This window comes from Pseudomonas sp. RC4D1 (assembly GCF_018390395.1).
Taxonomy (GTDB): domain Bacteria; phylum Pseudomonadota; class Gammaproteobacteria; order Pseudomonadales; family Pseudomonadaceae; genus Aquipseudomonas; species Aquipseudomonas danubii.
Genome location: NZ_JAHBAW010000001.1, coordinates 1,349,319 through 1,375,566 on the forward strand (window position 1 = coordinate 1,349,319; position 26,248 = coordinate 1,375,566).

Genomic DNA, 26,248 nt, shown 5'->3' on the forward strand with positions numbered 1-26,248 from the left:
GATCTGACTTGCCGCTTGAAGCTTACGGTTGCTCCTATTTATCGCTGCTTCTTGTAGCCGCTGCCGCAGGCTGCGAACGGCCGCGCAGCGGGCGCAGGGGGCTTGAGATCGCTGAAGGTCCTTCGGCCCTTTTCGCAGCCTGCGGCAGCGGCTACAAAAATCCCCCTGTCCAAGTGCCTGCGGATAGGGGACGCAGGCACCTGGAAAGGGGGAGCACAAAGGTCTTGCTAGCACGACTCCCTGCTTTTAGTTGCAGCTTGCCGCTTGAAACTCGCCGCTGTTACTGGGCGATGGTCTTCACCGAGACGCCACGTTCCACCGGGGTGGAGCGGCCGTAGATATCTTCAAACCGCTCGATATCGTCCTCGCCCAAATAACTGCCCGATTGCACTTCGATGATCTCCAGCGGGATCTTGCCCGGGTTGCGCAGGCGGTGCACCGAGGCGATGGGGATGTAGGTGGACTGGTTCTCGGTGAGCAGGAACACGTTCTCGTCACAGGTGACTTCGGCGGTGCCGCTGACCACGATCCAGTGTTCGGCGCGGTGGTGGTGCATCTGTAGCGAGAGGCAGGCCCCCGGCTTGACCGAGATGTGCTTGACCTGGAAGCGCCCGCCCATGTCCACCGAGTCGTAGGAGCCCCACGGGCGGTAGACCTCGCAGTGGTTCTGGGTTTCGCTGCGACCCTGTTCGTTGAGGGTGTTGACCATCTGTTTCACCCCTTGGACCTTGTCCTTGTGGGCAATCATCATGGCGTCCTTGGTTTCCACCACCACGATGTTGTCCAGGCCAATCACCGACACCAGTTTGCCGTTGCCGTGGATCATGCAGTTGTGGCTGTCTTGAATCACCACATCGCCCTTGCTGACGTTGCCGTTGGCGTCCTTTTCATGCACGTCCCACAGCGACGACCAGCAGCCGACATCGCTCCAGCCGGCGCTCAGGGGCACCACGCAGGCGCGCTGGGTCTTTTCCATCACCGCGTAGTCGATGGAGTTGTCCGGGCAGCAGGCGAAGGTGGCTTCGTCGATGGTCACGGTGTCCGCGTCCTGCTGGCTGCGTTCCAGGGTCAAGAGGCAGGTGTCGTAGATGTCCGGGTCGTGTTTCTTCAGCTCTTCGAGGAAGCGGCTGGCACGGAACAGGAACATGCCGCTGTTCCAGAAGTAGCCGCCGGCCTGGACGAATTCGGTGGCGCGTTTTTCGTCGGGCTTCTCGACGAACTGCGCGACCCGGCTGATGCCTTCCGGCAGCAGGGCGTCGTTGGCGGACTTGATGTAGCCGTAGCCGGTTTCCGGTTTGGTCGCCGGGACGCCGAACAGCACCATTTCGCCACGCTCGGCGGCGACGGTGGCCAGGGCCAGGGCCCGTTGCAGGGCTTTCTGGTCGTCGAGGACGTGGTCGGCGGGCAGCACCAGCATCAGCTCGTCGCGGCCTTCGTTGACCAGCATCATCGCGGTCAGGGCCACGGCCGGGGCGGTGTTGCGGCCGAAGGGTTCCATGAGGATGCGTTGGGATTCGAGCTTACGGTTGGCCAACTGCTCGTTGACGATGAAGCGGTGGTCCTTGTTGCAGACCACGATGGGGGTGTCCATGCCTTCGAACACCAGGCGCTCCAGGGTTTGCTGGAACAGGGTGTGTTCGCCGGTCAGGGCGAGGAACTGCTTGGGGAATTGTTTGCGCGAAAGCGGCCAAAGACGTGAGCCGCTACCACCGGAAAGGATTACTGGGATCATGGTGTTTCTCCTTGAATCTGTTTGGGTTAGAGCTACGAGGGTTTGTCGTTTCACTCTTGTTTTTGTCTCGGTGTAGCCGCTGCCGAGGTACGAGGCTGCGATGGGCTGCGAAGCGGCCCCTGAGGGCGGTCCTGCGGACCGCGTCGCAGCCTCGGGCCTCGGCAGCGGCTACAGGTTCGGGTTAGCGGGTGGAGACGGGGCGTTTCACCCACACCGGCGACAGGTTGCTGCCGTTGCCGGTGACGTAGAGCACCGCCGCTTCGCCGCGCTCCAGGGCCACGGGCTTGAGGTCGCTGACTTTTTTATTGCCGTCATACAGGGCGAAGCTGACCTTCACCGGGTTGATTTCGCGCTCGCCGCGGCCTTTGGCAGCCACGGCCTTGACCACGTCGGTCTTGCCGTCGGCGGTCTTCAGGGTCAGGGCCTGGTCGCTGAGGTTCTGCACCCGCACCAGGGATTTCTGCTTGTTCTTGAACGGCGGTTCTTCGATCAGTTGCGGCTGGCCGCTGGCGTTGTTGACCAGGGTGTAATAGTGATCGGCGGCCAGCTTCACCGGCACGCTCTGGCTGCCCACCTTGGCGGTGTAGTCGCCGCCGGGCATGAAGCTGAAGTCGCTGCTGGCCAGAGGCGCGACGTCATTGACGTTGGTGCTGCCCACCGTGGCGCTGACTTCGCTGTTGCTGGCGTTGTACAGGCGCACGAAGGTCGAGCCCTTGGGCGCGGTGGGACCGTACAGGGCGGCGTCGCCACCGGCGAATACCGGGGCTGATAGCAGGCCCAGGCCCGCGGCCAATACGGCAGCTTTCAGGGATTTGGCAGCGAGACGGCGAGGAGTAGTAATGAAAGTCATGAGTGTTACCTCTTTTTCAGTTTTGCGCCCGGTCGGGCGTCTCGGATTTCGGAGTGTTGCTGGCTAGGTTTTGTTGGCGAGCACCGGCTTGCTTGAGCTCTGCGACCCACTGCGGGTCGGCGTCGCCGATTTCGTTGTTCACAGGCAGATAGCGTTCAGGGAATTCCCAGATCAGCACCTGGGGCGGGTGGTTCTTGAAGTCGTCGCTTTTCAGGTAGCTGAGCATCGGCAGGATCGGGCCGTGGCCGTCTTCGGCGTAGCTCAGCACGTCGCTGTGCAGGGCCTGTTTCAGGGCGCCGACGAAATTCCAGTTGGGGTTGGCGCTGTAGCTGGTGCCCACCAGGGCCACCGGCACGTCGTTGTTGGCGAACAGCGCATCATCGGCAGCGGGTTGGTCGTCAGCGGCGCGAGTGACGCGTTTATCCAGGGGCTCCTGGGCCGGCATCAGGTTTTCAAACAGCGGGTCCAGGGGCAGGAACAGGCGCAGGTCGCCTTTGTGCGCCACGGTCTGTTCAGCCTCGGTGACGAAGCGCTGGGGCTGGCCGCTCAAGGGGGCTTTTTCGGCAATCGACTGGGCCAGTTGCTTGGCGGCGATTTCGGCGCCGGCCGGGGTCCAGTGGGTGTCGGTGCGCAGGAACACTTGCTGGCCCTGTTGCTTGGCCTGTTGCAGGGGGCCCAGCAGGTCGGGGGCAAGGATCTTGTCGGCCGCGACCCGGGCATGAAAGTCCTGGTAGAGGTTGGCGTGGATTCGCGCCGGGCGTACCTCGTCCAGGTGTTCCGGGTACAGCCGGACCTTGGCCGGGACGATGGCCATCACCAGTTTCACCCCGTGCGCCTTCAAGGTCTGGCGCACGCCTTCCACCAGGGCGTAGTTGCCCTGCAGATTGAGCTCCTCGTTGACCACCGGGTTGAACTCTTCATCGCTGTACAGCCACTGGTCGCGGCCCAGCACCACCCCGGGGCGGCCTTCGTTGAACAGCTTGAAGTCCAGGGCGGCCCACAGGTTGGTGCCCAGGCGCTTGATCGGGAACTGGTCGTCGTAGTGGGTTTCCACGGCCTTGGCCCAGCGCCCGTTGAGCACGGTGGCGTCGTTGTTGGTACTGAAGCCGAAGAAGCTGCGCACCGACCACAGCCCGAGGACCGCCAGGGTCACCAGGAACAGGGCGATGTAGAACACACGTAATGAGCGGGTCATGGGCAGATCCCTCAGAACTGGAAGTAAAGGAACGGCGAGAAGCTTTGCGCCGAGAGTTTGAGAATCGAGGCGATGAACAGCAGCAGCACCAGGGCGCGCATCACGTAGCGCGACCAGTCGGCGCTCCAGTAGGCCGGTTGCACTTGTGCCTCGGTGCCGACGATGTAGCCTGGCTGGTGAACGCTGCCGGGGGTGTCCCCGGGCACTGCCTTGATCAGACCGGGCTGGGCGGTGGCCGGGCCGTCGGCGGGGGTAGCGACGTCGGGCTTGGCCTTGACCGGTGCCGGGTTGCGGTACAGGTCACGCAGGCCGAAGAACGCCAGGGTGGCGTAGGCCAGGATCAGGGTCGCCACTTGCAGGCCGGTGAGGCTGGCGCGGTTGAGTTCCGACAGCGACCAGTCGCCAAAGCTGAACATGGCACCGTACATGCGCCCGGCCACGTGCAGGTTCTCGGCACGGAAGATCACCCAGCCCATCACCACCAGCAGGAAGGTCAGGGCCCAGCGGATCGGGTTCAGGCTGCGTGGGGTGGTGTTGATGCCCAGGGCCTTTTCGATGGCCAGCCACATGCCGTGCCAGGCGCCCCAGACGATGTAGGTGATGTTCGCACCGTGCCACAGGCCACCGAGCAGCATGGTCAGGAACAGGTTGCGGTAAGTCATCAGCGTGCCTTTGCGGTTGCCGCCCAGGGTGATGTACAGGTAGTCGCGCAGCCAGGTGGACAGGCTGATGTGCCAGCGCCGCCAGAACTCGGTGATCGACTGGCTGATGTAGGGCTGCTTGAAGTTTTCCATGAAGCGAAAACCCATCATCAAGCCCAGGCCGATGGCCATGTCGCTGTAGCCGGAGAAGTCGAAGTACAGCTGCGCGGTGTAGGCCAGGGCGCCGAGCCAGGCATCGCCCGTGGTGGGGTTTTGCAGGGCGAAGCAATGGTCGGCGACCACTGCCAGGGTGTCGGCGATGAACACCTTCTTGATGAAACCCTGCATGAAGCGGGTGCAGCCTTCGGAGAACTTGTCCAGGGTGTGGGTGCGGTTGTTGAACTGGTCCGCCAGGTCGCGAAAGCGCAGGACCGGGCCGGCGATCAGGTGCGGGAAGATCGCCACGAACGCCGCAAAGTCGATGAGGTTGCGGGTGGCCGGGGTGTCGCCGCGGTAGACGTCGATGATGTAGCTGATGGACTCGAAGATGTAGAACGAGATGCCGATCGGCAGCAGGATGTGGGTCAGGATGAACGGTTCCAGACCGTAGGAGGTCATGATCGCGTTGATGCTGTCCACGCCGAAGTTGGCGTACTTGAAGTAGCCGAGGATGCACAGGTCGACGCCGACGCCGAGCAGTAGCCAGCGTTGGGCCGGCTTGGTGCGTACACCGGCGGCGCCGACTTTCAGGCCGATCCAGTAGTTCCACAGGGTGACCCCGGCGAACAGCGCCAGGAAGTCCACCCGCCACCAGGCATAGAACACATAGCTGGCGATCAGCAGCAGCAGGTTGCGATAGCGTTGCCCGCTCAAGTAGTACAAGCCGAGAAAGATCGGCAGGAACAGGAACAGGAACACATTGGACGAGAAAACCATCCCGATCTCTCCATGTTTAACCAATAGTCAGAGGCCGGAGCCCCCCCAAACCCCCCACTGAAAAAACCGTGGGAGGCGTATTGCATTCATGACGCTCTCTGTAGCCGCTGCCGAGGTACGAGGCTGCGATGGGCTGCGAAGCGGCCCCTGGGGGCGGTCCTGCGGACCGCGTCGCAGCCTCGTGCCCCGGCAGCGGCTACAGGTGTAGGTGTTACGGGCTTGTGTTGCCCTTTTCATGGGCCGGGTCGTAGACCTTGGTCAGGTCGCCACCCAGGCGGAAAGTCTTGAATGGTTGCATCTTGTGCTTGCGCTCCAATGTCTCCGGAGCGCAGGTGTAGAGGCTGCAGTAGGGTTCCAGCCAGGCGAATTTCGAGTCGACCTTGAGGTCGGTCATGTCCTGTTCCTTGCCATTCTTCTGCTCGAAAAGCTCCGGGTCTTTCACCCCAGCCAGCACTCGGTCACCCAAGCGCTTGAGCGCGCTGTTGTTCTCCTGGCGCAGGTCGACGCCGTTGACCTGGGCGAAGCTGGCGATCATCGCCAAGGGCGGCAGGGCGTAGTTGTGGTACGCCAGGGCTCGTTGCTGGCGCTTGAGTTCGTTGGGCAAGAAGCCGTCGGCGTCGACCTGGTGGGCGCCGACCTTGTATTCCTTCACGGCCCAGTCGAACAGGTCGCGGCGGTTGGTGGCCACGGCGGTGGCCATCACCGACCAGGCGGCCCAGTAGGAGTGGTTGTTGGTCTTGTCCAGGGGCAGGTTGTCCCAGTCGCTGACAACCTGATCGGCCATCTTGCTGAACCAGGCCTCGATCTTCTGCGCCTGTTCCTGGTGGCTGGCCAGCGGGTGGGAGTCGGAGAACTTCAGCCGCAGGTAGGCCGAGGCCATGCTGCCCAGGGCCCATTTGCGCATGGACTTGCCGGTGTGGTTGAAGTCCTTGGACATCAGCGCGTCGGCTTGGGCCCAGGCGCTGAGCCAGGCGAGGGTGCAGTCCAGCTGTTGCGGGCGGCCGTCGCGCATGAACTGCATGACCCGCTTGCTGGTGCCGCGCTCGATCTTGGTGATGTCCGCGGTGGTGTCGCGAAAGGCCTGTTCGGACTGGGTGTTCAGGGTCGCCCGGGCCTTGTCCGAGCCTTCGTACTTGCTGCGAAACTGCAGGGCGCCGGTGTAGGGCGCCGGCATGGCGTCGCAGCCTTCGCTGTCGTCACCGCTCTTGAACTTGTCCACCGGGGCGTAATAGCCCTGGGGTGGACGCAGCGGCGCGGCGGCCTGGGCGCTGCCGGTGACCATGGCCAGCCCCAGCAGGCTGGGTATCAACAGGCGTTTTAGGTGTGTGCTTTGCATAGGTAACCTCATTGCCCGATCTGCGCGGTGCGTTGCTCGGCGCTCGGGAATACGTTGCGTTTGCAAATTTTCGCTTCGACCTTCTGCCCGGCAGTGCCCGCTTCCGGGCCCTGGATTTCGACTGCCAGCAGGTTCTGCGAGGCCCAGTCTTCGTCAGTGCGCAGTTCGAAGGCGAAGCGCCCGTCGGTGTCGGACGTTTCCGGTTTGTCGATCTTGATGTCCTCGTGGCGCCCGTTCATGTACCAGAGGGTGGCTTGCAGGGTTTTCACCGAAGGGTCGGCGAAGCGGATGTCGACCTGATGGCCGCTGTTGCGCAGGTCCAGGTTCTGGCTGTTGACCAGCAGTTCGTTCTTGCCCGGCTTGAGGGTGGTGCTGGCGCTCATCTGCGCAGCCTTGCCCTCGCAGCCGTTGTCCAGCAGGGCCATCATCTGCCGGTAGATGGTTTCCTGGTCCAGGCGGTACAGCGGCGAGAACTCCCAGATCAGGATCTTCGGCGGGCTCTTCTGGAATTCGTCGCTGCCCAGGTACTGCAACATCGAGCCTTCCAGGCCACCGCCGGGGAAGGCGACGTTGAGGATGTCGGCGCCGATGGCCTCTTCCAGAAAGCCGGCGAAGTTGTAGTTCTTGCCGCTGTGGCTGGTGCCTACGAGAGTGATCTGCGGGTTGCCGGAATCACCGAACAGGTCGCCGTCGCCGGCCTCGCCCTTGGGCTCGGTGGTGAACTGGTCCATGTACTGGATGGCGTAGCTGGTGCCGCACAGTTGCCCGGCCATGTTGTGCAGGGTGCCGGTCTTGCCCATGCGCCCGGACTTGTGGGTCTCGAATTCACGCCGTGGAATGTCGGCGAAGGCCGGCAGTTGCTTGACCTTGTCGGCGACGATCTTGGCGGTGCGTTGGGCGCCGTAAGGGGTCCAGTGCTGGTCGCCACGGAAGTAGAAATCGTGGGCCGGCAGGGTGTCGGGCAGTTGTTCGTTGGTCAGCGGCGACAGGTCCGGCACCACGTAGCCCATCTGCGCAAAGCGCCCGAGCATGGCCTGGTAGTTGTTCAGGGCCTTGTCGTAGTCGAAGCGGGCTTTCTCTGCCGGGTTGAGCTTGTTGCGGTTCACCAGGCCGCGAGTCGGCTGGTAGACCAGTACCAGTTCCACGCCCTTGCTCTTGAACGCTTGGTGCAATTGCTTGAGGCGGCGATAGCCTTGCGGCGTGGTATCAAATTCGGTGCGCAGGTCTTCCTGGGTGCGGAACAGCCAGTCGCCCTGGGCTTGCACCAGGGTGGTGAAGTTCTGCTGGTAGCGGGTGGTGTAGTTCTTCGCATCATGGGCGGCCGGGCACAGGTTGCAGCACGGCTCGGCGGTGAAGTTCGGCGCCTGGGGCTCATCGGCACGGGCGCCGGCGCTGGCGGCGAGAATGCCGGCGGTCAGCGCCGACAGGCTCAACAGTTTGATCAGGTGTGGGGGCATGACAGTCATCCTCAATCGCGCATTTCGGTCTGGCGTTCGACAGGGTCGATCAGCACGGCTTTTTGCTGGCGCACCATCAGGTCGAGGATTTCATCCTGGCGTTCGCCAAGGATCCCCGAGAAGCTGATGCCGCTGCTTTTGGTGGGCGCGAGCATGGACACGCGATACAGCTCCACGCTCAACGGCGAGTCGATGGACAGCGGGCCGCTGCCATTGGCCGCCAGCTCGCCGCCGACCACGATCAGCGAAACCTGAGCGTCGAACGGGTCGAGCTTGATGTCGCGGTCGGTGTCGGAAAGGTCCTTGATGTGGCCGTAGACGCCGGTCAGGCCGTTGGCCATGGCGATGTTTTCGTACAGGCGGATGTTCACGCTGTTGCGAATGCGGATGCCGTGGCGTTTGTTGCTGATCACCTTGTTGCCCCACAGCAGGTTGTCGGCGCTCTCGTAGAGGGTGATGCCGTCGGTGTGGTTGCGGTAGATCTCGTTGTAGGCGATCAGGTTGTTGACGCTGTTTCGGTCGATCACCAGGCCCGAGAGTTTGTTGTCGTAGCTACGGTTGTTGAAGATGAAGCTGTCGTTCACTTCCCGGGAAATGATGATGCCGTGCTTCTTCTTGGTCCCGTGGACGGTGTTGTCGGCGATGATCAGGCCGTGGGAACGGTCGTGGGGGTCGATGCCGTAGACGATGTTGTCCTTGTAGGTGTTGCCCTTGACCACGAAGTCGCGGGTTTCGTAGCAGTAGAAGCCGTACCACATGTCCGAGAAATCCGAGCCGATGATCCAGCCGGTGGGTTCATCGCGCTTGAGCACCTTGGCCATGTTCGGCGTGTACTGGGAAATACTCACGCCGTAGGACTTGGAGTTGGCGTAGCCGAAGCTGGCCATCTGGCTGTTGACGATGTAAGTCTCGGTGCCGCCCCAGGCCAGCAGGAACGGGCGGAATTCCTTGGGCGAGCGGAAGGTCGCCGGGCCGTTGTCTTTCTCGCGCCAGCCGGTGACGTTGGTGTCGCGCACAAACAACTGGCCATCGTTGACCAGGAACGAACCGCCTTCCTGAGACAGGCGCAGCTCCTGGGTCTGTTTGTCGATTTCCAGGATGCCCTTGCGCCCGACCACGATCGGCAGGCGCGCGAGGAATACACCCGGCGCGGTTTCGCTGATGTACTGCTTGGGCAGTTTCTTGGCCAGGTCCTTGAGGTTGATGTAACCGTCGTCGATAAAGATCGCCTGGGGAATGCCGTGCTGGCGCACCACCCATTCGGCCATCTTGTTGTCACCGCCGATAAAGTCTTTCAGGGCGTCTTCCTGCATCATCCGGCGCACGCTGATCTTGCCCGGCTGGCTGCGCACGATCTTCGCCGCAACGGCCTCGGCGGTGTAGCCGGAGAGGTCGGGCAGGGTCGGTGTGGCCAGGTTCAACGGCTCGGTGGGCGCGCTGCTGACGGTGTAGGTCTTGGCCTGTTGCAGCTCCTTGGCGACGATCGGCGCCTTGGCCGGCTCGACAGTGGCGAAAGCCGAGCTGCTGGCCAGCAACAGAGCGCCAGCCAACAGGCTGATGGCGCCTTTCGCAGCGGGGCTGTTCATGGGGTAGCAGTTCATTTCGGGCACTCCCTTCGCGGTTCGCATCAGAAGCGCCAGATCACGTCGATAAAGGCGCGGTGCATGTACGAGTCGACGTCTTTGCCATAGGCATCGCCGGGCTTGAACACGCCGCCACGAAAACGCACCAGGGCCGACGGCTCATCGATGGACTGGCTCAGGGCCGCCGGCAACAGGCCTTGCTTGAAGTACTTGGTGACCACCAGGTCCATTTCCTGCCCCAAGTCTTTCTTGCCGTCCTGCAGGGGCAGCGCGGTGCTGGAGAGCAGGTTGCCGTTGCCGTCATAGTCGTTGTCCACGGCGTTGATGCCGTTGCTGCCCACCGGCTTGTTGCCGTCCACGCGCCAGAACTTGTGGTAGATCAGGCTGGCGTCGTATTCATCGTTGAGCATCCAGGAGCCGAACAGGGTGGCGGTCTGCATGTTGTTCATTTCGCCGCGATAGGCTTCGCCGAAACGGTGCACGCGGGAGCGGGTGCCGGTGTAGTTGGAGCGGTTGCTTTCCAGGCCGTTCTGCTCGTAGTCGCCGCTGGCGCGGGCATAGGCGGCGCCGACTTGCCAGTTAGGGTCCAGACGCAGGCGTACGCCCAGGTCGGTGGCCCAGCCGTCGAGGTTGTCGCCGCGCTTGGCCTGGGCCGGGCGGTTGCCATTGGCGTCCAGTGCGTTGACCGTGTCGCGCTCGCCGCGCATGCCGGTCAGGCTGGCCCAGTAGTTGACGGTGTTGGTGTTGCGCCAGTTGTAGGCGTCGCTGTCGGCGGTGAGGCCGAGCCAGGTGAGGTCGCCGTTCTCTTTCTTGTCCAGGGAATCGGCGGCTTCGCCGGGCACCGGATAGTCGAGCTTGCCGTCATCGTGAGTGTGATGACCGCGAATCCCCACCCAGTTGCCTGGGGTCCACTGGTAGGCCGCGTCGCCGTAGACGTGCAGGCGGTCCTTGTCCTTGGGCGCCAGTTCCTTGAGGTCGGTGCGGTACTCGCTGAAGCGCTCGGCGGCGCCCACGTTGGCCCGCAGCAAGGTGGTGTCGAAGGTCCAGTTCAGGGCTTCGATGTTGGTGTCGCGCCACTGGCCGTCGTCGTTGCGCAGGCGTTGGCGGCCCAGTTTCAACTGCTCGCCGGGGTAGGGCGTGAAGCCGCTGTAGCCGATCCAGAACTCGCGCAGGGCCAGGTAGTTTTTCTGGGTCTTGCGGTCGTCGTTGCTCGACTGCTGGCTGCCGTCGGCGTCCGACTGCTGCAGGGTATCGGTTTCGATGATGTCGGTGGAGGTTACCGCCTGGCCCATGGCGTAGGCGCTCCAGGCACCGCGTTCACCGTAGACCCACGGCCGCAGGTCCAGGCCCAGGCCGTTGACGTCGCCGCCGCTGAGGGTGCCCAGGTCGCGATCATCTTCGGATTGGCCGGTGATCTTCACTTCCAGGCCGAAGTTCTGGGTATCGGTCATTGCCGCCAGGGTCGGGTTGGACCAGAGCATGGCAAAACCCAGGGCTATGCCCAGTTTCGACAGGCTGAAGCGCTTGCCTGTAGGCGCTGTCGCAGGCTGCGCCCGGTCGCGCAGCGGCCGCGACTCGCGGGGGCGGGGGTGGCGAGCGCTTTGCACTCGATCGCAGCCTGCGGCAGCGGCTACAGGAGGTGTATTGAGTGGGGGGAGCGTCATAGGGTTTCCTCGCCGTCTTCTTCTTGCAGGGCGTGCAGTTGCAGCGCGTTCTGGCTCAAGGCCCCACGCACGGCCTGCTCTTGTTGCAGCAGGCGTTGGGCTTCGGCGCGCTGTGCAGGCGGCAATTGGCTTTCCAGTTGTTGCGCCAGTTCGTTGGCCTGCGGTGTGTCCTGGACCTTCGCCAGTTGGCTGAAGACGTAGGCGTTGACTGGGTTGGGCTTGGTGCCCTTGCCCTGGGAGAACAACTGGGCAATGGCGAAGTCGGCGCTGTTCTGGCCGTTGCGCGCGGCGGTCAGCAGGTGGTCCAGGGCCTTTTGTGGGTAGACCTGACCCAGGTAGCCACGGCGGTAGATCTGGCCGAGGTAGTAGTCGGCGGCGACTTCGCGGCCCACGGCTTTCTGGAAGTGTGCTTCGGCGACCTTGGCGTCGGCCGGCACCCATTTGCCTTCGTAGTAGAGCTTGCCCAGCAGCAGTTCGGCGCGGGGCTGGTCGGCGGCGCGGCCGTTGTCCAGGTACTGCATCATTTTGTCGACGTCACCCAGTTCGGGGAAGTCGTAGAGCAGTTGGGCCAGGCTGACCCAGGACGCCGGGTAACCCGGAGCGACCTGTTCCAGCAGGGCCTGGGCGGTTTTTTCATCCGGCTTGCCCAGGCTTGCATCGCCCAGCACGCGGGCCACGCTGTCGACTCGCTGGGCGCTGACCGTGCCACGGCTGTAGCCGGCCTGCAGCTGCTTGAGCAGCTCGGCCTGTTGCTCCGGCTGGCCGCGTTTTTGATAAACGGTCGCCAGTTCCACGTAGCAGATGTCGGTACTGTTGAGCGCGGCCTTGCAGATGCTTTCCACCTCGGCCAGGTGCTGGTCGTAGCTGCCTTGGGTGCGGTACAGCAGCACCTGGGCCAGGCCGGCTTCCGGGTAACCGGCGCTGCGCCATTGGCTGATCTGCTGCTGGGCGTCGACGTTGGGGAAGCTGTGGGGGTATTGCAGGTACAGCATCGCCAGGGGAATCAGGGTGTTGCCTTCACCGTTGGCAAAGGCTCTTTTCAACAGGCCTTCGGCTTCGTGCTGCTCGGCCTCGGTGGAACCGGGCTTGGCCACCAACAGACGGCCGAGGCGCGCCTGGGCCCGGGGCGACACATCGGCTGCGGCGCGATAGGTGGCCTCGGCCTGCTTGATCTGCGCCGGGTCGCGGCTGTCCACCTGGATGTCGGCCAGGCCTACCTGGGCCTCGCTGTAGCCCAGGTCCGCCAGTTGCCGGTAGTTCTGTTCGGCCAGCGCGGTGTCGCCGCGCTTCAGGGCTTCGTTGGCCAGGCGCTGGTCCGGCAGGCCGGCGCAACCGGCCAGGGCCAGGGCGGCGACCAAGGGCAACACCGAACCCTGTAGCCGCTGCCGCAGGCTGCGATCGTGCTGGTTGTCGGGGAGCATCGAGTCGGCCGGATGGCGTCCGCTGCGCGGCCGGGCGCAGCCTGCGGCAGCGGCTACAGGGAGCTGGTTAGGGGCTGTCATGGTTACAGACCCGCAGCCATGGCTTTGTCGATCAGCCAGTTCATCGAGGGACCGCGGTCGCTGCTGACTTCCACCGGGCGGCCGGCGAAGGCGCTGTTCAGCGGCGCGTCGGGCTTGATCTGTACGCGGATGTCAGAGGACAGGTCGCTGCTGTTGAGGCTGGTGCTGCTGACGATGGTGCCGGTGCGTACTTCATCCTCGCCGGCGATCTGGAAGTTGACCCGGGTGCCCGGGCGCACGTCGCCGAACTGGCGGTAGGAGAAGCGCGCCTCGACGTTGGCCTGGCTGTTGCGGGGCACCAGTTGGAAGATCACGTCGCCTTTGCTGGCGTACTGGCCGTCGGCGACCATTTGCTGGGCCACGGTGCAGTCGCAAGGGGAGGTCAGGGTGCCGGTCATTTGCTTGCCGAACAGTTCCTCGACCTTGGCCGGTTGCAGTTGGTCTTCAGCCAGGTGGCCTTTGAGCACGTCGAGCATGCTGGTGCTGAAGGTGGCCAGTGGCGCGCCCTTGGCGGCGATGCCGTCGCTCTGCACCAGGCTTTGCACAGTGCCGTCGCGCGGCATGGTGACGTTCATTCCCGGGACGCTGACCAGGCCGGCCTGGGCGTGGCTGACGAAGTACATGCCGTACACCGACTTGAGGATGAAGCCGAACGCCGCCAGGCCCACCACGAAGATCCCGGCGCTGAAGGTCACGGCCCGCAGGCGGCCCATGGCGGTCATGCCGCTGCCGCTGTCCTTGACCTTGCGCGCCTTGGTGAAGTTGTCGCGCTGTAGGGTGGCGAGCACGTCGCCCATGCTGACGATGTCGCCGGCCAGGTGCGAGGTGATCAGGTGGCGCAGGGTGGAAATGTCCTGGGGCTCGAGGTTCTGGAACTGGCAACCGACGCGCCCGTTCTGGCGATCGAAGGAGCGGATTTGCAGCTCCACATCCATGGCCAGGCCGAGGTTGTCGATGACAAATTGCAGGCGGCCCTTGTGCACGGCACCCACGGTCAGCATCTGCTGCCCGGCGTTGAAGCTCAGGCCGCCGGCCGAGAGGTCGTGGACCCGCACTTCCAGGGGCTTGGCTTCGTTGCCGAAGAAGCGCAGCTTGGCCGGGATCTTGACTCGGGCGTGCTGGCGTTGGGCTTCGGATTCATGCACTACATTGACGTTCACGGCGGTGTTCATAGGGTCGATTTCCTAGTTAATTCAGGCAAGGCGGTTCAGACCATCAGCAGCAGGACAGCGACGAACACGCTGCCGGCCGAGAAGGTCATGGTCCGAGACGACCAGGTGTTGAACCAACGTTGAAAACTGGCCAGGTCGCGGGTCAGCTTGGTGTCCTGGCGGGTCCAGGATTGCTGGTCGAGGCGGAAGAACACGTAGATCTTCACCAGGGCGCCGACGATCTGGTTGTAATAGAGGATCAAGGGGTAGGCCGGGCCGATGCGGTGCCCCGAGCAGGACAGCAACAGGGTTAGGATCAGGCGGGTGATACCGATCCACAGCAGGTAGGCGAGGATGAAGGCGGTGCCGTACTTGACGCTGGCGATGATCGCCACGGTCAGGCCCAGCAGCGAGGTCCACATCGACACGCGCTGGTCGAACAGCACCACGCTGGTGAACAGTCCCAAGCGCTTGACTCCCAGACCCAAGGCCCGGGCGTTCTGCCGCAGGTTGTTGCCGTACCAGCGGAACATCAGCTTGCGGCTGGCCTTGATGAAGCTCTTTTCCGGCGGGTGTTCCACGGTGTTGATCGCCGCGTCAGGTACGTAGAAGGTGTCGTAGCCCAGGCGCATCAGGCTGAACCAACTGGACTTGTCGTCGCCGGTGAGGAACTTGAAGCGACCCAGGCGCCAGTGCTGCAGGGAGTCGCTTTCCACGTCGGCGATGAAGTCCGGGTCGGTGACCACGGTGGCGCGGAATACCGACATGCGCCCGGTCATGGTCAGCACGCGCTTGGACAGGGCCATGGAGCACATGTTGATGTGGCGCTGGGCGAAGCGCAGCTTGTGCCATTCGCTCATGATGTAGCCGCCGCGCACTTCGCAGAATTCGTTGGTGGTCAGGCCACCGACGTTGCCGAACAACTGGAACCAGGGCACGGTCTTGCGCACCACGCCTTCGCCGAGCACGGTGTCGCCGTCGATCACCGCCACCACGGCGCGGTTGTCCGGCAGGTGGCGGGAGATGGCGCGGAAGCCGAAGGCCAGGCCGTCGCGCTTGCCAGTGCCGGGGATGCGCACGAAGTCCAGCTTGACCCGCTCCGGCGGGTTCATCCGTGCCCACAGGCTTTTCACCAGCAGCTCGTCGGACATTTCCACGATCGAGCAGACCACGGTGGTGGGGAAGCCGCAGTCGATGGCTTCGCGGATCACCGAGCCGTAGACCTGGGCGGTGGTCAGCGCATCGATGCGAAAGCTGGTGACCATCAGGAACACGTGGGACGGGTCGGCCGCGCTGCCCAGCTTGCGCACCTTGCGCCGCAGGTGCGGGTAGACCACGTAGAGAAACAGCATGCCGCGCACGAAGTGCGTGGCACCCATGGAGTAGCGCCAGATGCCCACGGCGCCAATCAGGAAAATGAAGTCCTTGGACTGCGAGTCGAAGGTCGACGCGGGCAGCAGCAAGGCCATGCCCATCAGCAAACTCAAGTAAAACAGCCAACCGGCGGCCTGAAGCAGGCCGTGCTTTAGCCTATGCATAATCTGCGTCCTAAAATTCTAAGCGGTACCCTGTAGCCGCTGCCGCAGGCTGCGATAGGTCCGCAGGGCCTCGAGATGCCCTCGGGAGCACGCCCCTTCGGGGACGATCGCAGCCTGCAGCAGCGGCTACAGGCGCATGCCTTTACCAGCAGATCCCTTCGGTTCGGCCCTGGACGCTGGAGGCTTTGGACATGAAGCCCACCAGGTCGATGACCTGCTTGCCGTGGGGCACGTCTTCGGCCAGGGCGCGGAACTTCTCGTCGCGGTTGCCGAGGATGATCAGGTCGGACTTGCCGATCACCGCGTCGAAGTCCGAGTTGAGCAGGGACGAGACGTGGGGAATCTTCGACTCGATGTAGTCCTTGTTGGCGCCGTGGACCCGGGCGTACTCGACGTTGCTGTCGTAGATGCTCAGGTCGAAACCCTTGCCGATGAGCATTTCTGCCAGTTCCACCAGCGGGCTCTCGCGCAGGTCGTCGGTGCCGGCCTTGAAGCTCAGGCCCAGCAGGGCGACCTTGCGCTTGTCGTGGCTGGAGACGATGTCGAAGGCGTTCTGTACCTGGGATTCGTTGCTGCGCATCAGCGAGTTAAGCAGCGGCGCTTCGATGTCCAGGGAGCTGGCGCGGTAGGTCAGGGCGCGCACGTCCTTGGGCAGGCACGAACCGCCGAAGGCGAAGCCGGGGCGCATGTAGTACTGGGACAGGTTGAGGGTCTTGTCCTGGCAGACCACGTCCATCACTTCACGACCGTCCACACCCACCGCCTTGGCGATGTTGCCGATCTCGTTGGCGAAGGTGACCTTGGTGGCGTGCCAGACGTTGCAGGTGTACTTGATCATCTCGGCGACTTCGATGTCCTTGCGGATGATCGGCGCGTCGAGCTCCTCGTACAGCGCTTGCAGCACGTCACCGGAGGCTTGGTCGAACTGGCCGATCACGGTCATGGGCGGGAAGTCGTAGTCCTTGATCGCGGTGCTTTCACGCAGGAACTCCGGGTTCACCGCCACGCCGAAATCCACCCCGGCCTTCTTGCCCGAGCAGTCTTCGAGAATCGGGATCACCACGTTTTTCACCGTGCCCGGCAGCACCGTGCTGCGCACCACGATGGTGTGGCGGGTGGCCTTGTCGCGCAGGACGAAACCGATCTCGCGGCACACCGATTCGATGTAGTCCAGTTCCAGGTCGCCGTTCTTCTTGCTCGGGGTGCCGACGCAGATCATCGACAGGTCGGTATCGCGGATGGCTTCGGCGAAGTTGGTGGTGCCGCGCAGACGAGCGGTCTGAATCCCTTGCGCCAGAAGTTCACCCAGACCCGGTTCAACGATCGGCGATTTACCGGCGTTGATCAGGTCGATCTTGTCTTTGGAGATATCTACGCCAACCACTTCATGGCCCCGTGCGGACAGGCAACCGGCGCAGACTGCACCGACGTAACCCAAACCAAATATGCTGATGCGCATCGCATTTACCTCTGTGTTATTCACGCCATTAGATGGCCGGAGTTAATGTTTGCCAGCTGTTATTGCGCACTCGGAAGTACAACGAAGTACGTTGTATGGCCGCGTGCAGGCAGACTAAGTTCCGAGTGTCTAAATATATGCACTCAAGTTGTGCGCAACCGATCCTTGTTGTTCTGATTTGCCCTTGAATGTTGCCGGCGGCTCCTGCTGCAGGGTTCGCGAGTAAAACCATCCGGTATCCTTCGAATGGCTGAATGCCACGTAATACGGGCTTTTCAGTTGTTTTTCGCGGTCCTTGAAGGCCAGCTGTTCCTTGGCTCGTTAGGGGATAGTTGTGGTGCCTTATCTCCTGTTGTTTACCCTTTAGTTCAAGTTTGTGACTCATTGGTCAAAGGTGGACGTAACTTGATTAGTCTCACTTGAGTCCGTGTAAGTCATCTCCTACAAGCTCGTTGAGAATCGTTACCGGTGGTATGAGCGGTGTCCGCAGGCATAGTTCCGGCCCGCTCATCCTGTTTTGCGAAATTTCTTGAAATATTGAGAAAGATGGCACTGCTTTCAAACTGATAGCACTTAAGGTTTGGGCCTTTAGTTGTGGGGAGTTGAAGCGCGGGGATACTTTTGTGCCACTACCTAATAAAAAAAGTGGTGCCACTACTGAAAAAAATCACTGTTGTCGAGTGAAAGAAAAGTTATAGAAATAGATGAAGATTTTATGGCGCCAAAAAAATGGCTAAAAGAAGGCGGGGAATGTGCGAGTGATCACATTCTGGCGCGCTCGCCGGGTGGCAACGAGCGCGGCAGGGGAACGTTTTACTCTGGTGCGTGGTCGCGCAGGAATACCAGGTTGTCGGCTTTGGATTGCTCCGCGCTGAAGCGATAGCCCTGGACGTCGAATTGCTTGAGTTGTGCGGGATCGTTGATGCGTTCCTGAATGACGAAGCGGCTCATCAGGCCCCGGGCCTTCTTGGCATAGAAGCTGATGATCTTGTACTGGCCGTTCTTCAGGTCCTTGAACTCGGTGTTGATGATCCGCGCGTTCAGGGCCGTGCGCTTGACTGCCGAGAAGTACTCGTTGGAGGCCAGGTTCAGCAGCAGATCGTCGCCCTGATCGGCCAGGGCCTCGTTCAGCCATTCACTGATGCGCGTGCCCCAGAAGGCGTACAGGTCCTTGCCACGGGCGTTGGCCAGCTTGGTGCCCATTTCCAGGCGATAGGGCTGCATCAGGTCCAGGGGGCGCAGCAGGCCGTACAGGCCGGAGAGCATGCGCAGGTGCTGCTGGGCGTAGTCGAAGTCCGCTTCGCTCAAGGATTCGGCGTTGAGCCCGGTGTAGACGTCGCCCTTGAAGGCCAGCAGCGCCTGCTTGGCGTTGTCCGGAGTGAAGGCTGGGGTCCAGCTGCCGAAGCGCGCGGCATTCAGGCCGCCGATCTTGTCGGACACGTGCATCAGTTCGCTGATCTGCGCCGGGCTCAGTTCCCGCAGTTGCTGGATCAGTTCCTGGGAATGGTCGAGGTATTGCGGCTGGGTAAAGCGCGGGGTGACCGGCGGCGTCTCGTAATCGAGGGTCTTGGCGGGTGAAATCACCATCAGCATGAGTCGTCTCCTTTTAGCGTCGGGGGATTCTATTGGCTCGGGCGTTCGGACTCCACCTATCAAGGCGATAGCTGACGCGTGGCGGATGCCTTCGCTGCGCGGCATATCGGCTATAGTGCCGCGCGGGTTTTGTTCTGGAGGCGTCTCTTTTGCGTATCGCGTTTTTCTTCTCGGCCTGGCTTCTGAGTCTCAGTGTGCTGGCGGCGCCCAATGATGTGGCGACCCTGGATCGCAGCACCTGGCCGGAAAAGCTCGACAATCCGACCCTGTTCGACGTCGCCTCGCGGGCCGAGATCCTGACCTTTGCCCGCGCCTTGCTGGTCAGCGAGGCCTGGGACGAGGCGTCCCTGAAGCAGCGCCTGGGCTTGCGCATGATCAACATGGAGGCGATCAACGAACTACGCGAGCATCTCTGGAAACGCCTGCTGGACAACTACAACTTCGCCCAGCAGAGCTGCGACCAGGACGCTTCGTTCTGCTACCTGGTGGAAAACATGCAGCAACTGCGCAAGCAGGCCGGCAAGTTCCACTTGGCGGAGGATTCCTACTACGCCCGTTGGGGCGAGCCGAGCCGGACCTTCCATGAGCAGTACCTGGACGAGTTGCTGCGCAAGGCGGCGCTGGCTCCCCAGACCAGCAGCGAGGTGCTGCGCTACGGCGACTACGAGCGCAATGGCGACGAACTCAACGACCGGCTGTTTCTGCTGACCTTCGACAGCGCCGCCAACCTGGCGCCGGACAACACGCCCTGGCTCACCAACTACCTGCGCAAGGCCAATCTCAGCGGGACGTTCTTTGTCCTGGGCAACGACATTCAGAATCGCCTCGACAAGGCCTCGGTGGCCAGCCTGCAATCGCTGTACTCCAGGCAGTGCGTTGGCGTGCAAGGCTGGGAGTTCCGCTCCCACAGCCACTGGCAGGACTGGCAGTATTCGATCCAGCGCAGCGCCGATCTGGTGAAGAGCAAACTGCCGGAAAACTATGTGCCCTTGTTCCGCCCGCCCTTTGGCCAGCGTCGTGCCGATGCCGAGGGCTTCTTCAATGCCCAGGGCATGCAGGTGGCATTGTGGGACATCGACGCCCAGGACGGTGCCGGCAAGCTCAAGGCCGAGGACAGTGGCCAGCGGGTGCTGACCTTGATGTTGCTATGGCGGCGTGGGGTGATCGCTTTCAATGCCAAACAGGACGGGGTCAAGAGCAGCTTGCCCTGGCTGCTGGCGCAGACCGCGCAAAGTGGCATCGGTTGGGAGGATTGTCAGGACGCGTTCCGCTGAAACGGCCAAGTGCCCGTAAACACGGGGCGTGAGCGGAAAAGGGGGCGGATTTCGGCGGGATTTCGAGGCAGGCGGACTTCCGACTTTAACGGTGAGCGGGCGGTGCGCCAAGGGCTTTTCGTCACCCTGAAAAATAAACATCAAAAAAGCGTCAAAGTGCGTTTTCCTGTCACGGTTTTTGGAGTATTACGAACTCAGACCGCCGAAACCTGCGACACAGGTGGCGTCTCCCAAGACTCCTCGTGTGTGCAGCTCACCTGAACCCCTGCGGGTGAATTCGGTGGTCATTCGAGGCGCGATACCCCATGGTATTGCGTCGACTGGCTCCCACATAAGGTGACCGAGTATGGATGACCACGGACGTAGCGCTTCCTCCAACCAGCCAATCCTTTATGTACTCGATACCAATGTATTGATTCACGATCCCAACGCCTTACTGAATTTCGAAGAACACCACGTCGCCATCCCCATGACCGTCCTTGAAGAGCTGGACAAGCTCAAGAGCGGGCATCACAGCGTTGCCGCCGAATGCCGCCAGGCGATCCGCCTGATCGACAAGACCCTGGGCGAGGCTTCCCCCGAGGATGTTGAACTGGGCGTACCGATTCAGCGCGGCAAGAGCGGGCCCAAGGGCTTGCTGTCGATTCTGATGAGCAAGCGCAACGAGCCCAACAGCCTGTTGCCGGAGAACCTCAACGACAACATCATCATCAACCAGTTGATCGACCTGCACGCGCGCAACAAGGACTTGCCCGTGGTGCTGGTGACCAAAGACATCAACATGCGCCTCAAGGCGCGGGCCTGCGGGATTGCCGCCGAGGACTACAGCACCGACCAGCTGGTGGACGACGTGTCCCTGCTGCCCAATGGTTTCCACAACATGAGCGGCTCGTTCTGGGACCGCGTAAGCAAGGTGGAAACCCGTCAGGATCACGGCCGCACCTGGCACCAGGTGCAATTGATCGACAACCTGCCGGCGGTGCATATCAATGAATTCATCATCGACGAACAGGGCTTTGTCGGCTGGATCAAGGAAATCCGCGCCGATGTGCTGCTGATCCTCGACCTGCATCAGGAACCCCTGCTGCACCAGGAAGCCTGGGGCCTGAAACCGCGAGACATCTACCAGGGCCTGGCGCTGTACGCGCTGCTCGACCCGGACATCCACCTGGTCAACCTGTCCGGCGCCGCCGGCTCCGGCAAGACCATCCTGGCCCTGGCTGCCGCCATCGAGCAGACCATGGTCAGCAAGCGCTACCGGCGCATCATCGCCACCCGCAGCGTGCAGGGGCTGGACCAGGAGATCGGCTTCCTGCCGGGCACCGAGGCGGAGAAGATGGAACCCTGGCTGGGCGCCATTACCGATAACCTCGAAGCCCTGCACATGGATGACGAGAACACCCACGGCAGCGTCGACTACATCCTCAGCAAGGTGCCGTTGCAGTTCAAATCCCTGAACTACATCCGCGGTCGCAGCTTCCAGCAGAGCCTGATCCTGATCGACGAATGCCAGAACCTTACCCCGCACCAGATGAAAACCATCATCACCCGTGCCGGCGCCGGTTCCAAAGTGGTGTGCCTGGGCAACCTGGCACAGATCGATACCCCTTACCTGTCGGCCACCAGCTCGGGCCTGACCTACCTCACCGAACGCTTCAAGGACTTCCCCAACGGCGTGCACATCACCCTGCAAGGGGTGCCGCGCTCGATCCTGGCGGAGTACGCGGAAAGCCATCTGTAACGTCAATTCCTTCCAGCACGGGCGGCCTTCGGGTCGCCCGTTTTGCATTCGGCCTGGGGCACTGGGTTATTCTGCGGCTCCCCGCCGCCGAGCGCTTCCCAGTTGGAAAACACCGGATGACCCGCGTCTCCCTGCGCAATATCGATCTGAATCTGTTGGTGGTACTCGATGCCTTGCTGACGGAAAAGCACGTGACCCGCACTGGCGAGCGCCTGCACTTGAGCCAGCCGGCCATCAGTCATTCCCTGGGCAAGCTGCGGGTGCTACTGGATGATCCGTTGCTGATCCGCCAGGGCAACGACGTGCTGCTCAGCCCCCTGGCCCGCAGCCTGCAAGCGCCCCTCAAGGAGATTCTCAGTCAGATCGAAACCCTGTTCGGCAAGTCCCTCGACTTTGATCCGGCCACCTCCCAGCGGATCTTTCACCTGGCGATGTCGGATTACGGTGCGGCGATCGTGCTCCCCAGGTTGCTGGTGCGTCTGCGTGGCGAAGCGCCCTTGATGCGCCTGGTGGTGACCCAGGGCAGCCGCCACGAGATGTTCGAGCAGATCACCCAGGGCAAGATCGACCTGGCCCTGGGGGTGTTTCCCAGCCCTTCGGATGAGATCGTCAAGGAGGTGCTGTTCGAGGAAACCTTTTCCTGCCTGGTGGACCGCGCCACCCTTGAGGGTGACGGCGGCCTGGACCTGACGGCCTATCTGCAGCGTCCCCATCTGCAGGTGTCGATGGACGGCTGTTTCAATGGTGAAGTCGATCACCGCCTGGGGGAGGAGGGACTGCAACGGCAGATCGCGGTCAGCGTGCCCCACTGGGGCATCGCGCCGGGGATGATCCGCGGCACCGACCTGATTCTTACCGTGGCCAGCCGCACCCTGGACGAGATTCCGCTGCCGGAAGGGCTGCTGCGGCTGACCCCGCCCTTGAACATTGCGCCCTTCAAGTTCGTGCAGATATGGCACTCGCGCTTGAGCGATGACCCGGCCCATCGCTGGTTGCGTGAACAGGTCAAGCTGGCCAGCGTGGCCAAGGCCTGAAATGGCGCCTCAGCCGCGGATGGTAATGACGAAACCGCCGATCACCACCAGCACGCCGATCAGCTTCTGCAGGCTGATGTCCTTGCGTGGCAGGCCCACCAGCCCGAAGTAGTCGATGATCAGCGAGATCAGCAACTGGCCGATGATCACCACCATGATGAAGTTCAGCGCCCCCAGGCGTGGCGCCATCAACAGGGCCACGGTGATGTAGAGCACTCCAGCCAGGCCGCCCATCCAGATCCACCAGGGGCCTTGCAGCGCGGCCATTAGATTGGGCTTGGGCACTTTAATGAACAGCAGCAGGACCCCCAGCACCAGCAGGCTGACCAGCAGGGAAACGCCGGTGGCCCACAGTGGATGCCCGAGCAGGGTGCCCAGGCGGGCGTTGGTCCCGGCCTGGAGGGGCACGGCGAAACCGGCGAGCAGACTGAGCAGGATCGAAACGAACAAGGCCATGAAGCGACTTCCTTTTGCGGGTTTTTGCGCTGTTGTACGTTTATCCGCAGTCGGGCTCCAATTCGTTGTTTTGATGCGGGTTATTCGCCAGGCTGATTGCCGGTTGGCGCAGCCAAACGCCGGGCAGATGCCCCGTGCGAAAAACTGACCCGCAGGTTTACAATCGGCCCACCTGATCAGGAGTAACACCGTGCTGACTCATCTCGATTCCCAAGGTCGCGCCAATATGGTCGACGTCACCGATAAGGCCGTGACCTTCCGCGAGGCAGTGGCCGAAGCCCGGGTGCGCATGCTCCCGCAAACCCTGCACATGATCGTCAGTGGTGGTCACCCCAAGGGCGACGTGTTTGCCGTGGCGCGCATCGCCGGAATCCAGGCGGCGAAGAAAACCAGTGAGCTGATTCCCCTGTGCCATCCGTTGATGCTCACCAGCGTCAAGGTCGAGCTCAGTGCCGAAGGCGAGGACAGTGTGCGCATCGTGGCGCGTTGCAAGCTGTCGGGGCAGACCGGGGTGGAGATGGAGGCGTTGACCGCCGCCAGCGTCGCCGCGCTGACAATCTATGACATGTGCAAAGCCGTGGACCGCGGCATGACCATCGAAGGCGTGCGAGTGCTGGAGAAATCCGGCGGCAAGAGCGGCGATTACCGGGTGGCTGACGCATGAGGATCTCGGTGAAGTTCTTTGCCCGCTACCGTGAGGCCCTGGGGCTCGATGGCGTGCTTGTCGAGGGCGACTTTGCCTGTGTCGACGATGTGCGCCAGGCGCTGTTGTCCCGTGACGGGGCCGCCGTGCTCGCCGAACAGAACCTGATGTGCGCCCGCAACGAAGAGCTGTGCCAGCTGGACGAGCCCCTGGCGGACGGCGATGAAGTGGCGTTCTTCCCCACAGTGACCGGAGGCTGAGATGGCGATCCGTGTGCAATCAGCGGCCTTCGATCCCGGCGCCGAAGTCAACGCCATGCACGCCGCCGATACCGGGGTTGGCGCGGTGGTCAGCTTTGTCGGCTACGTGCGCGACTTCAATGACGGTCAGGACGTGCACGGCATGTTCCTGGAGCACTACCCGGGCATGACCGAAAAGGCCCTGGGCAAGATTGCGGCTGAAGCCGAGCAGCGCTGGCCGCTGTTGCAACTGGAGGTGCTGCACCGCATCGGCGCCCTGGAGCCGGGAGAGCCCATCGTTTTCGTCGGCGCAGCCAGTGCCCATCGTCAGGCGGCGTTCGAAGCCTGCGCCTTTGTCATGGATTATCTGAAGACCCGGGCGCCGTTCTGGAAAAAGGAAAACACCGCCGACGGCCCTCGTTGGGTGGAAGGCCGCGACAGTGATCACGCGGCGGCCGCGCGCTGGAAAGACTGAGCCCCTGATGCTGGCCGGCGGCGCCTGAGCCCGCCCCAATTCAACCTGTAATCGACTGCGACTGTTCCCGCCGACCGCTGGGGATAAGTCGCTGTGCGCGCCGTTGACGATATGTACGTAAAAGTCCAGTATGGATTTACAAGTACAAATACAGCGTCCTCCGTTTCATCCTTTCTTTCTGTCTTGCCAAACCAACAACAACCCGCGAGAGAACGAACATGAAAAAATTCCCCCTCATCAGTGGCCTGGCCTTGAGCCTGTTGGCGTGCAGCAGCCTGATGGCTGCCGAGAAAACCTTGCGCCTGGGTATCGAGGCGGCGTATCCGCCGTTCGCCTTCAAGACCGCCGACGGCAAGATTGGTGGCTTCGACTACGACATCGGCAATGCCTTGTGCGCGCAGATGCAGGTCAAGTGCGAGTGGATCGAGGGCGAGTTCGACGGCCTGATTCCCTCGTTGAAAGTGAAGAAGATCGACGCCGCGCTGTCCTCCATGACCATCACCGCGGAACGGCGTAAATCCGTGGATTTCACCCACAAGTACTACTTCACTTCGTCGCGCCTGGTGATGAAGAAGGGCGCGGTGGTGGATGACCAGTACGCCAGCCTCAAGGGCAAGACCGTGGGCGTGCAGCGCTCCACCACTACAGATCGTTTCGCCACCGAGGTCTTCGAGCCCAAGGGCATCAAGGTGGTGCGCTACAGCAACAACGAAGAGATCTACATGGACCTGGCGGCCGGGCGCCTGGACGCGATCTTCGCCGATACCATTCCCCTGGAGGATTTCCTGTCGATGCCGCGGGGCGCCGACTACGCCTTTGTCGGGCCTGAGTTGAAAGATCCCAAATACGTTGGGGAAGGCGCCGGGATTGCAGTGCGCAAGGGCAACAGTGAACTGGTGGGCGAGTTGAACAAGGCCATCGATGATATTCGGGCCAATGGTGAATATCAGAAGATCCAGGCCAAGTACTTCAAGTCGGATATTTATGGGGATTGAGACGTTGTGGCGTTCTTGAGGACGCTTTCGCGAGCTCGTTCCTGCGGGATATGTGTAGGGGCGAGCTCGGCAACCTTTATTGTCCCTTCAATTCCTTCAAGTGCTTGTACACCGTCGCCCGGCCCATGCTCAGTACGTTGGCCACGTAGTTGGAGGCGCTCTTGCCCTTGAAGGCACCTTCGGCGTGCAGAGCCAGTACCAGTTCGCGCTTGTGTTCGCGGGTCAGCAGGTTCAGGCCCAGCTGGCGCTCGCGCAGCCAGTTGTGCAGGAAGGTGTTGATGCGTTCCTGCCAGTCGTCGCGAAACAGTGAATCGGGCTGGGGAATCAGCTTGCTGGGTGAGAGAAACAGGTCCAGCGCGGCCTTGGCATTTTCGAACAGCGAGATGTTCAGGTTGATGCACAGCACGGCCATTGGCTGGCCCTGGCTGTCGCGCAGCACGCTGCTGAGGCTGCGGATCTTCTGGCCGTCCCAGTTGAGCTTTTCATAGGGACCGATATTGCGTTCGCTGCTGTCGCCGCTGAGCAGGTCTTCCAGGGCCGCATCGTCGCCCACTTCGCGCTTGGACAGATTATTGGCGATGTAGTCGATCTTCTGGGTGCGCAGGTCGTGGAGCACCACCTCGGCATGGGGGAAGAACAGCGTGGCAATGGCGTCGGCAATCGCCCGGAAATTATCCAGGGCTGGGTCCTTTGCGGGTGAGGTCATGGGTCGTACTCCAGGCGGCTTCAGCGCCCGCCGTTAGCGGGCGCTGGG

General features: G+C 62.3%; 22 protein-coding genes. 7 read left to right on the forward strand and 15 right to left on the reverse strand.

Translation table 11 applies throughout. From position 1 onward, the window contains the following. Positions 1-280: 280 nt before the first annotated feature. From KHO49_RS06135 to yaaA, 13 genes are all read right to left on the reverse strand, one after another. A complete protein-coding gene (locus KHO49_RS06135) occupies positions 281-1,732 on the reverse strand; it encodes a mannose-1-phosphate guanylyltransferase/mannose-6-phosphate isomerase (RefSeq protein WP_110596419.1) in 1,452 nt (483 codons plus the stop codon). A 181-nt stretch (positions 1,733-1,913) separates the two neighbouring features. Next, complete coding sequence (locus tag KHO49_RS06140) at positions 1,914-2,582, reverse strand: alginate O-acetyltransferase AlgF (RefSeq protein WP_213664767.1); 669 nt, start codon at positions 2,580-2,582, stop codon at positions 1,914-1,916. 16 nt (positions 2,583-2,598) lie between these two features. Continuing rightward, positions 2,599-3,777: an alginate O-acetyltransferase gene (locus KHO49_RS06145; protein WP_213664768.1), complete on the reverse strand. Its 1,179-nt coding sequence runs from the start codon at positions 3,775-3,777 to the stop codon at positions 2,599-2,601. A gap of 11 nt (positions 3,778-3,788) precedes the next feature. Continuing rightward, positions 3,789-5,354, reverse strand: coding sequence for an MBOAT family O-acyltransferase (locus tag KHO49_RS06150; RefSeq protein WP_110596421.1), 1,566 nt, complete (start codon positions 5,352-5,354; stop codon positions 3,789-3,791). Positions 5,355-5,565: 211 nt separating this feature from the next. Next, positions 5,566-6,690, reverse strand: coding sequence for a mannuronate-specific alginate lyase (locus KHO49_RS06155; protein WP_110596422.1), 1,125 nt, complete (start codon positions 6,688-6,690; stop codon positions 5,566-5,568). 8 nt (positions 6,691-6,698) lie between these two features. Continuing rightward, positions 6,699-8,147: an alginate O-acetyltransferase gene (locus tag KHO49_RS06160; RefSeq protein WP_102879070.1), complete on the reverse strand. Its 1,449-nt coding sequence runs from the start codon at positions 8,145-8,147 to the stop codon at positions 6,699-6,701. An 11-nt stretch (positions 8,148-8,158) separates the two neighbouring features. Then, positions 8,159-9,733: a mannuronan 5-epimerase AlgG gene (gene algG, locus KHO49_RS06165; protein WP_502937878.1), complete on the reverse strand. Its 1,575-nt coding sequence runs from the start codon at positions 9,731-9,733 to the stop codon at positions 8,159-8,161. A gap of 41 nt (positions 9,734-9,774) precedes the next feature. Then, a complete protein-coding gene (locus KHO49_RS06170; RefSeq protein WP_213665255.1) occupies positions 9,775-11,211 on the reverse strand; it encodes an alginate export family protein in 1,437 nt (478 codons plus the stop codon). 179 nt (positions 11,212-11,390) lie between these two features. Beyond that, positions 11,391-12,815: an alginate biosynthesis TPR repeat lipoprotein AlgK gene (gene algK / locus KHO49_RS06175; RefSeq protein ID WP_249735582.1), complete on the reverse strand. Its 1,425-nt coding sequence runs from the start codon at positions 12,813-12,815 to the stop codon at positions 11,391-11,393. A gap of 83 nt (positions 12,816-12,898) precedes the next feature. Further along, positions 12,899-14,068, reverse strand: coding sequence for an alginate biosynthesis protein Alg44 (locus KHO49_RS06180; RefSeq protein ID WP_213664770.1), 1,170 nt, complete (start codon positions 14,066-14,068; stop codon positions 12,899-12,901). A gap of 35 nt (positions 14,069-14,103) precedes the next feature. Beyond that, positions 14,104-15,585: a mannuronan synthase gene (alg8, locus tag KHO49_RS06185; protein ID WP_102878455.1), complete on the reverse strand. Its 1,482-nt coding sequence runs from the start codon at positions 15,583-15,585 to the stop codon at positions 14,104-14,106. Positions 15,586-15,727: 142 nt separating this feature from the next. Continuing rightward, on the reverse strand, positions 15,728-17,044 hold the full coding sequence (locus KHO49_RS06190) for a nucleotide sugar dehydrogenase (RefSeq protein WP_102878456.1): 1,317 nt from the start codon (positions 17,042-17,044) through the stop codon (positions 15,728-15,730). Between the two features lie 813 nt (positions 17,045-17,857). Next, entirely contained in the window at positions 17,858-18,637 is a 780-nt protein-coding gene (gene yaaA / locus KHO49_RS06195; RefSeq protein WP_102861246.1) for a peroxide stress protein YaaA, read from the reverse strand. A 149-nt stretch (positions 18,638-18,786) separates the two neighbouring features. On the opposite strand from yaaA, the gene KHO49_RS06200 reads away from it, so the two are divergent. The 3 genes from KHO49_RS06200 (at position 18,787) to KHO49_RS06210 (ending at position 22,686) form a co-directional block, all read left to right on the forward strand. After that, a complete protein-coding gene (locus KHO49_RS06200) occupies positions 18,787-19,911 on the forward strand; it encodes a polysaccharide deacetylase family protein (RefSeq protein ID WP_102878458.1) in 1,125 nt (374 codons plus the stop codon). Positions 19,912-20,257: 346 nt separating this feature from the next. Then, on the forward strand, positions 20,258-21,652 hold the full coding sequence (locus KHO49_RS06205) for a PhoH family protein (RefSeq protein ID WP_016968495.1): 1,395 nt from the start codon (positions 20,258-20,260) through the stop codon (positions 21,650-21,652). 116 nt (positions 21,653-21,768) lie between these two features. Continuing rightward, positions 21,769-22,686: a LysR family transcriptional regulator gene (locus KHO49_RS06210; RefSeq protein ID WP_213664771.1), complete on the forward strand. Its 918-nt coding sequence runs from the start codon at positions 21,769-21,771 to the stop codon at positions 22,684-22,686. Between the two features lie 9 nt (positions 22,687-22,695). Here KHO49_RS06210 and KHO49_RS06215 read toward each other — a convergent pair whose 3' ends face one another. Beyond that, positions 22,696-23,142 carry a DMT family transporter gene (locus tag KHO49_RS06215; protein ID WP_102878460.1) on the reverse strand — a complete coding sequence of 149 codons (447 nt, stop codon included), beginning with the start codon at positions 23,140-23,142 and terminating at the stop codon, positions 22,696-22,698. 190 nt (positions 23,143-23,332) lie between these two features. Between KHO49_RS06215 and moaC the strand changes: the two genes are divergently transcribed. The 4 genes from moaC to aotJ all read left to right on the forward strand — a co-directional run bounded on the left by moaC (position 23,333) and on the right by aotJ (position 25,494). Next, positions 23,333-23,806 carry a cyclic pyranopterin monophosphate synthase MoaC gene (gene moaC / locus KHO49_RS06220; protein ID WP_123393672.1) on the forward strand — a complete coding sequence of 158 codons (474 nt, stop codon included), beginning with the start codon at positions 23,333-23,335 and terminating at the stop codon, positions 23,804-23,806. After that, on the forward strand, positions 23,803-24,045 hold the full coding sequence (locus KHO49_RS06225) for a MoaD/ThiS family protein (protein ID WP_103740995.1): 243 nt from the start codon (positions 23,803-23,805) through the stop codon (positions 24,043-24,045). The genes moaC and KHO49_RS06225 overlap by 4 nt, the downstream gene beginning before the upstream one ends. A 1-nt stretch (position 24,046) precedes the next feature. After that, positions 24,047-24,499 carry a molybdopterin synthase catalytic subunit MoaE gene (moaE, locus tag KHO49_RS06230; RefSeq protein ID WP_102878463.1) on the forward strand — a complete coding sequence of 151 codons (453 nt, stop codon included), beginning with the start codon at positions 24,047-24,049 and terminating at the stop codon, positions 24,497-24,499. A gap of 218 nt (positions 24,500-24,717) precedes the next feature. Continuing rightward, entirely contained in the window at positions 24,718-25,494 is a 777-nt protein-coding gene (gene aotJ / locus KHO49_RS06235) for an L-arginine-binding protein AotJ (protein ID WP_102878464.1), read from the forward strand. A 76-nt stretch (positions 25,495-25,570) separates the two neighbouring features. Here aotJ and KHO49_RS06240 read toward each other — a convergent pair whose 3' ends face one another. Further along, entirely contained in the window at positions 25,571-26,200 is a 630-nt protein-coding gene (locus KHO49_RS06240; RefSeq protein ID WP_102878465.1) for a helix-turn-helix transcriptional regulator, read from the reverse strand. Positions 26,201-26,248 lie beyond the last annotated feature (48 nt).